Raw genomic sequence first — 7,604 nt, 5'->3', positions numbered from 1 at the left:
CGTCAGACGGGGTCGGTGGCGCTGTCGCAGCAGTCGGGGTCGAGGCCCCGGGGGAGGCGGTCGCCGCCGAAGACGGCGCAGGTCGCCTCGTGACCGCCCAGCGCCGCGACGGCCAGCAGCAGCGACCCCGCGGTCCAACTGGTCAGCTCCTGGGGCCATATGGCGCCGTCCTCGAAGACCAGCCCGGTCCAGTACAGCCCGGACTCCTCGTCCCGCAGGTGCTGCACCCACTGGAGGATCTCCAGCGCCCGGTCGGACTCCCCCGCCGCCCACAGTGCGAGCGCGAGTTCGCAGGACTCGCCCCCCGTGACCCACGGGTTGGGGACGACGCAGCGCACCCCGAGCCCGGGGACGACGAACTCGTCCCAGCGCGAGGCGATCCGCTCCCGCGCCTCGACGCCCTCCATCGCCCCGCCGAGGACCGGGTAGTACCAGTCCATGGAGTAGCGGTTCTTGTCGAGGAACCGCTCGGGGTGGAGGCGGACGGCGTGCCGCAGCGCGCCCACCGCGAGCTCCCAGTCGGGCTGCGGCTCCTCCATCTGCTCGGCGACCGCCAGCGCGCACCGCAGCGCGTGGTGGATGGACGAACTGCCGGTCAGCAGCGCGTCGTTCACCGCCGTGCCGTCGTCCTCGCGCTTCCAGCCGATCTGTCCGCCGCTCTGCTGCAGCCGCAGCACGAACTCCACGGCGGCGTGGACGACCGGCCACATCCGGTCGAGGAAGGTGTCGTCGCCGGTGGACAGGTAGTGGTGCCAGACGCCGACCGCCACGTAGGCGACGAAGTTGGACTCCCGGGACCGGTCGGTGACCTCGTCGTGGGCGCCGTCGGCGTAGGCGGCGTACCAGGAGCCGTCCTGGTTCTGGTGCCGGGCGAGCCACAGGTAGGCGCGTTCGGCGGCCTCGTGCTCGCCGGCCGCGTCGAGGGCCATGGCGGCCTCGGTGTGGTCCCACGGGTCGAGGTGGTGGCCGCGGAACCAGGGGATGGCTCCGTCCTCGCGCTGCACGGCGAGCAGGCCGCGCACGGTGGTGGCGGCCTGCTCGGCGGTGAGCACCCCGGGAAGGACGAGGTGCTCGGTACGCGGGGTGGTCACTTCGCGTCAGCCCCGGCGGGCTCGTCGGCCCCGGCGGCGTCGGCGGCGGCCCCGGCGACTCCGGCGGCCGCGGTCGGCAGGTGCGGCTTGGTCGCGTACGCCACGAAGCTCTTGCCCATGACCGGGTTGAGGGCGCGCTCGGCGACCCGGGTGGCCAGCGGCTTCTTCATGATGTCCCACACCAGCAGCTTGTGGTACGCCCGCACCGGCAGCGCCTTGTCGTTGTCCACTCCGAAGGCGCACTTGAGCCACCAGTAGGGCGAGTGCAGCGCGTGCGCGTGGTGGGAGCCGTAGGGGCGCAGGCCGGCCTCGCGCATCTTGGCGAGCAGCTCGTGCGCCCGGTAGATGCGGATGTGGCCGCCCTCGACCTCGTGGTAGGCGTCGGAGAGCGCCCAGCAGACCTTCTCCGGCCCGTACCGCGGCACGGTGACGGCGATGCGGCCGCCCGGCTTGAGGACGCGGACCATCTCGGCGAGGACGCCCTTGTCGTCGGGGATGTGCTCCATCACCTCGGAGATGATGACGACGTCGAACGAGGCGTCGGGGAAGGGCAGGTTGAGCGCGTCGCCCTCCATGGCGGTGGCGGTGGCGCCGGCCGGGGCCTCACCGGCCTCCTTCATGGCGGCGAACCACTTGGCGACCTCGCGGATCTCCTCGCCGTTGCGGTCGAGGGCGACCACCTGGGCGCCTCGCTTGTAGCACTCGAAGGCGTGCCGGCCTCCTCCGCAGCCGAGGTCCAGGACACGGTCGCCCGGGGCGAGCGGGAACCGGGAGAAGTCGACGGTCAGCACGGGGTCCTGCTTTCGCGGTAGTGGCCGGTGGTCGGGGTTGGGGTGACGGGCGCGGCGCGGCCCGTCCGCCGGCGTGCGACGGCCTCGCGGTAGTGGGCGACGGTGCCCTCGGCGGCGCGCTTCCAGGTGAAGTGCTCCAGCACGCGGGCGCGGCCGGCGGCGCCGAGGCGGGCCCGCAGCGCGGGGTCGTCGAGGAGGCGGCCGAGGGCGGCAGCCAGCGCGCCGGGGTCGCCGGGCGGCACGGCCAGGCAGGTCTCGCCGTCGGGGCCGGCGACCTCGGGGATGGCGCCGCCGGTGGTGGCGACCAGCGGCGTGCCGGTGGCCATGGCCTCGGCGGCGGGCAGCGAGAAGCCCTCGTACAGCGAGGGCACGCAGGCGACCTCGGCGGAGCGGACCAGATCGACGAGTTCGGCGTCGCTGATGCCCTTGACGAACGCGACGGCGTCCTCGAGGCCGTAGCGCTCGATGGCCTGGGCGACGGGCCCGTCCTCGGCCCGCTTGCCGACCACGACCAGGTGGGCGTGCGGCTGTTCGGTGCGCAGCTTGGCGAGGGCCTCGACGAGGAAGACCAGGCCCTTGAGCGGGACGTCGGCGCTGGAGGTGGTGACGATCCGGCCGGGGACCTTGGCGACGGACGGGTCGGGCGAGAACAGGTCGGCGTCGGCGCCGATGTGCACCACGTGGACCCGCTCGGGGCGCACTCCGAGGTGGTCGACGATCTCCTGCCGGGAGCTGCCGGAGACGGTGAGCACCGAGGACAGGCGGCGGGCGACGCGCTTCTGCATCCGGGTGAAGCCGTACCAGCGGCGCACCGACAGGCGGCGCTTCCAGCCGTCGGCGGCGTCGAGGTCGAGCTGCCGGTCGACGGTGATGGGGTGGTGGACGGTGGTCACCAGGGCCGCGCCGAGGTCGCCGAGCTGGCCGTAGCCGAGGGTCTGGTTGTCGTGGACGACGTCGAAGTCGCCGCGGCGGGCGCGCAGCAGGCGGCGGGCGCGCAGCGAGAAGGTGAGCGGCTCGGGGAAGCCGCCGGTCCACATGGTGGCGACCTCCAGCGCGTCGACCCAGTCCCGGAACTCCTCGCGGCGCGGGGTGCGGAACGGGTCGGGCTGGCGGTACAGGTCGAGGCTGGGCAGCTCGGTGAGGGAGAGCCCGGCGAGGTCCTCGCCCTCGTCGAGGACCGGGTAGGGCTGGGAGCCGATCACCTCGACGCTGTGGCCCAGCCGGGCGAGTTCGCGCGAGAGGTGGCGCACGTAGACGCCCTGTCCGCCGCAGAACGGGTTGCCCTTGTAGGTGAGGAGCGCGATGCGCAGAGCCGGCTGACCGTCGGCGGCCATGGCCTCAGCGGTCACGTACGGCCCCCTTCTCCTGAACTGTCCCGCGAGGTTACGTCGCGGCGGCTACCGGCAACAAGTCTCGGATGATCACTCGCGATCACCGGTCATCACCCGTGATCACAAAAGAGACTGTCCGAATCTACCCGCTGGTAGCCGGACGGGGGAAAGTCTGCCAGGTGATGCTCGCCACGGCGCGGGCGCACCGACGTCCTTGCTGACATGGGGAGATGTCCGGTTCCGGCCGGCTCCCGTCCGCCCGCGCGGCGCTCTAGGCAGCGCGCAGTCCGGTGACCTCGCGGACGCGGGCCCCGGCCTGGCCGAGCGCGGCGATCTCACGCTGCGTCATGGTCGGGTCGGCCGCGCGGCGCCGCAGCGCCTGTGCCAGCGACGACGGCGTGAGGTGCCCGGCCCCGGGGTCGGACAGCAGCGCGGCCAGCACCTCTTGGGCGAGCCCGGCGGCCCCGCCCCCGGCGGTGGCTCCGTACTGGGCGATGATCACCGAGGTCATTGCCCAGTCGAGGCCGGGATGGCCCTCGGCGGCGTTGGCCCAGTCGATGACGCGAGGGCCGGCGGAGGTGAGGACGACGTTCTCGGGGTGCAGGTCGAGGTGCAGGATCCGGTTGCCGGGGTCCTGGTCCTGCGCGGTGCGCGGCGGCACCCGGTGCAGCCGGGTGAGCAGCAGGGCGAGCAGGGTGCCCGCCTCCTGCGGCGTGATCAGGCCGGCGAACAGCGCGCCCGCCAGGGTCGGCCCGTCCAGCCGCTCCAGCACCAGGTCGGTGCGGGCGGCGTGCTCGTCGCGGGGGCGCACCAGGGGGACGGGGTAGCCGCACGCGTGGAGGTGGGCCATCAGGGCGCTCTCGGCCTCCGTGTCCCCGACGGCGGCGTCGCGGTACCTGCGCAGGACCCACCGTTCGTCGAGCACGTACACGTCGGCGGTTCGGCCGACTCCGATCAGCACCATTCCCGGAATCTAGCCGTACCGCCGCCGCAGGTCGAGGGCCCCTCGGCCCTGGTCCTGGCCGTCATGGCCGGATATATGCCCGTGTATCGAGGCGGAGCCGGCCGCGGGGGCGGGGCGGGGCGCGGAGGGCACGGTTCCGGCCGGTACCGCGCCCCTGTCGGTGCCGGGGCGTGCCGGTAGAGTGGCCCGGTCGTCATCACACCCGTTCGGGGGGAAGCCGGTGCAAATCCGGCGCTGACCCGCAACCGTGAGCCGCCGCAGGACGGTGGCGAGCCGGAATGCCCCGACCGACCGTGACCGGCTCATGGCCGCCGGCTCCCGTCGGTGGCCGGCACCGTCGAGGTATACGGAGCCGAGCCGCCGGGCCCGCACCCCGCGCCCGTCGCTGCCTGGCTCCCCCACAGGGAGAGGCACTCCGCCGATCATGAACGTTCGCCGCGCCGCAGCGGTCCTGGCCGCTGCCGCCGTACTCGGTGCCGCAGCGGCCCCGGCCGCCTTCGCCGACGACCCGGCGCCCGCCGCGTCGCCGTCCGCGCCCCCGGAGATACCCGCCGGTCTCCACGGCTCCACCGACCCCACCTACGACGGTGTCTGGCGCCAGTCGCTGACCCTGCTGGCCCAGGACACGGTCAGGCTGAAGCCCTCCGCCGAGGCCGTCGGGTGGCTGACCGGACAGCAGTGCGCCGACGGCTCGTTCGCCGCGTTCCGCCCGGACCCGTCGAAGGCCTGCGACCCGAAGACCATGGTGGACAGCAACAGCACCGCCGCCGCGGTGCAGGCGCTGGCCGCGCTCGGCGGGCACGACGACGTCGTCGGCAAGGCCGTCGACTGGCTGGTCTCCGTGCAGAACGAGGACGGCGGCTGGGGCTACAACCCCGGCACCCCCTCCGACGCCAACTCCACCTCCGTGGTGACCGGCGCGCTCGTCGCCGCGGGCAGGAAGCCGGCCGAGACCGTCAAGGGCGGCAAGTCGCCCCTGGACGCGCTGCTGACCTTCGCGCTGCCCTGCAAGGGCAAGGACGCGGGCGCCTTCGCCTACCAGCCCGACAAGTCCGGCAAGCTGCTCGCCAACGCGGACGCCACCGCCGCCGCGGTGCTGGGCTCGCTGGGCGCGGGTCTCGGCGGGAAGCCGATGAAGCCGGCCGGATCCGCCGCGGAGTGCGCCGAGGCGACGACGCCGGAGCAGGCCGCCGAGAACGGCGCGGCCTACCTGGCAGGCCCGCTGACGAAGGACGGTCACCTCACCTCCGTGCTGCCCGGCGCCGACCCGCAGCCCGACCTCGGCAACACCGCCGACGCGGTGATCGCGCTGGCCTCCACCGGCCACGCCGACCAGGCCGAGAAGGCGGTCGCCCACCTGCGGGACAACGGCGTCGCCTGGGCGAAGCAGACCGGCCCCGCCGCCTACGCCCAGCTGATCCTGGCCGCCAGGGCGGCGGGCGAGGACCCGCGCGACTTCGGCGGACAGGACCTGGTGAAGCAACTGAACGCCACCGGACCCGCCCCGCAGGCCGTCAAGGCCGAGGACTCCGCCGAACCGGGCAAGCGGGTCGACGCCGGTGTCTCCCCCGCCGTGTGGTGGGCCGGCGGCGCCGTGCTGGTCCTCCTGGCGGCAGCGGCTGTGCTGCTGACGGTCCGGAAGCGGCGGCCGTGAGGCTTCCGCGCACCCTCGCCGCGGCCGTCCTGGCGCCGCTGACCTGCGCCCTGCTCACGCAGGGCGCGGGCACGGCCCAGGCGGCCGGGTACCGGTACTGGTCCTACTGGGAGCTCGACGGGCAGAAGTGGGCGTACGCCACCCAGGGCCCGGCCACGCTGCGCCCGCAGGACGGGTCCACGCAGGGCTTCCGCTTCTCGGTGAGCGAGGACTCCGCCGACGCGGCCACCCCGCGCGACACGAAGCCGTTCGCGGAGATCTGCGAGAACACCCCCGAGCGGGACGGCCGCAAGCGGATCGCCCTGGTGATCGACTTCGGCACCGCGACGGACGCGCCCGGCGGCGAGAAGCCGCCCGCGGGCCGCACCGCCTGCGCGAGCGTGGCCGAGGACGCCTCCGCCGCGGACGCGCTGGCTGCCGTGGCCGCGCCGCTGCGCTACGACAGCAGCGCCATGCTGTGCGCCATCGAGGGCTACCCGCGCCAGGGCTGCGGCGAGCAGGTCGCCACCGCCGACCGCTCCGACGAGGCCGCCGGCGAAACCGACGCCGACTCGGGTACCGACTCCGGTGCCGCCGAGGCCTCCGAGCCGGGCCCGTCGCTCGGCCTGTGGGCGGGCGCGGGCGCCGTGCTCGTCCTGGGCGGTGCGGCCGTCTGGCAGGCCCGCCGCAGGCGGGGATGACGGGACGACAGCGATGACCGTGACCGCGAACCGGGACGCCGCCAGAGCCCGCGCCTCCGCGCTCCACCCGGGCGCCTGGTGGGTGTGGGCGCTGGGCCTGGGCGTCGCCGCCTCGCGCACCCGCAACCCGCTGCTGCTGGCCCTGCTGATCGGGGTCAGCGCCTACGTGGTCATGGCCTGCCGCTCGAACGCCCCCTGGGCCCGTTCGTACGGCGCGTTCGTCAAGCTGGGTCTGCTGGTGCTGGGGATCCGGCTGGTGTTCTCCTGGTGTTCGGCACCGCGATCCCCGGAACCCACCTGCTGTTCCGCCTTCCCGAGGTGCCGCTGCCCGACTGGGCGCAGGGGATGCGCCTGGGCGGCCCGGTGCACCTCGAGGAGGTGCTGTTCTCCCTGTACGACGGCCTGCGCCTGGCCACCCTGCTGGTCTGCGTGGGCGCGGCGAACGCCCTCGCGGACCCCTCGCGGCTGCTGAAGGCGCTGCCGGCGGCGCTCTACGAGGTGGGGGTGGCGGTGGTCGTCGCGACGACCTTCGCGCCGCACCTGATCGGCGACGTGCTGCGGCTGCGCGCCGCCCGGCGGCTGCGCGGGAGGCCGGACCGGGGCGTGCGGGGCCTGCTCCAGGTCGGCCTGCCGGTGCTGGAGGGCGCGCTGGACCGTTCGGTGGCGCTGGCCGCCGCGATGGACGCGCGCGGCTACGGCCGCACCGCCGCCGTGCCCGTCGCCGAGCGCCGCGTCACGGCGGCGCTCACCCTGGGCGGGCTGCTCGGCGTCGCCGCCGGGTCGTACGGCCTGCTGAGCGCGGTCGGCGGGGTGTACGGGCTGCCGCTGCTGCTGGCCGGGATCGCGGCCGCACTGGCCGGGCTGTGGCTGGGCGGCCGCCGCACCCCGCGCACCCGCTACCGGCCCGAGCGGTGGGGCGCACGCGCCTGGCTGGTCTCCGGCTCCGGCGTCGCCCACACCGCGATCCGGCCGCTCGCGTGCCGCGCCCGGCCCCCGACGCGGACCGCCACCGCCCCGGCCTCGCCGGCGAGCTCCCCGTACGTCAGGGAACGGCCCGGGAAGGCCAGCGCCGGGCGGGCGGCCGCGGCGGGGT

Annotated in this window: 6 protein-coding genes, 1 pseudogene and 1 riboswitch; of the genes and pseudogenes, 3 read left to right on the top strand and 4 right to left on the bottom strand. The window is 75.0% G+C overall.

All coding sequences use genetic code 11. The annotated features are described in order from the left end of the window. Positions 1–2: 2 nt before the first annotated feature. The 4 genes from ACOV8S_RS10195 to ACOV8S_RS10180 form a co-directional block, all read right to left on the bottom strand. Positions 3–1,091, bottom strand: coding sequence for a prenyltransferase (locus tag ACOV8S_RS10195; protein WP_448317470.1), 1,089 nt, complete (start codon positions 1,089–1,091; stop codon positions 3–5). Beyond that, positions 1,088–1,882, bottom strand: coding sequence for a methyltransferase domain-containing protein (locus ACOV8S_RS10190; RefSeq protein WP_448317469.1), 795 nt, complete (start codon positions 1,880–1,882; stop codon positions 1,088–1,090). The genes ACOV8S_RS10195 and ACOV8S_RS10190 overlap by 4 nt, the downstream gene beginning before the upstream one ends. Continuing rightward, entirely contained in the window at positions 1,876–3,216 is a 1,341-nt protein-coding gene (locus tag ACOV8S_RS10185; RefSeq protein ID WP_448317893.1) for a glycosyltransferase family 4 protein, read from the bottom strand. Before ACOV8S_RS10185 ends, ACOV8S_RS10190 begins: the two co-directional genes overlap by 7 nt. Before the next feature lie 268 nt (positions 3,217–3,484). Then, positions 3,485–4,177, bottom strand: a complete 693-nt coding sequence (locus ACOV8S_RS10180) for a phosphotransferase (protein WP_448317468.1) — start codon at positions 4,175–4,177, stop codon at positions 3,485–3,487. 210 nt (positions 4,178–4,387) lie between these two features. Further along, a riboswitch (cobalamin riboswitch) is annotated at positions 4,388–4,461 on the top strand. 140 nt (positions 4,462–4,601) lie between these two features. On the opposite strand from ACOV8S_RS10180, the gene ACOV8S_RS10175 reads away from it, so the two are divergent. From ACOV8S_RS10175 to ACOV8S_RS10165, 3 genes and pseudogenes are all read left to right on the top strand, one after another. Then, positions 4,602–5,831: a prenyltransferase/squalene oxidase repeat-containing protein gene (locus tag ACOV8S_RS10175; protein ID WP_448317467.1), complete on the top strand. Its 1,230-nt coding sequence runs from the start codon at positions 4,602–4,604 to the stop codon at positions 5,829–5,831. Beyond that, positions 5,828–6,511, top strand: a complete 684-nt coding sequence (locus ACOV8S_RS10170) for an SCO2322 family protein (protein WP_448317466.1) — start codon at positions 5,828–5,830, stop codon at positions 6,509–6,511. Before ACOV8S_RS10175 ends, ACOV8S_RS10170 begins: the two co-directional genes overlap by 4 nt. 13 nt (positions 6,512–6,524) lie before the next feature. Then, a pseudogene (locus tag ACOV8S_RS10165) lies at positions 6,525–7,604 on the top strand (CbiQ family ECF transporter T component); the annotation flags it as partial.

Source organism: Streptomyces sp. CO7 (assembly GCF_053474865.1).
The sequence above is the reverse complement of the archived record's forward strand: the minus strand, read 5'-3'. Positions and strand labels throughout refer to the sequence as shown.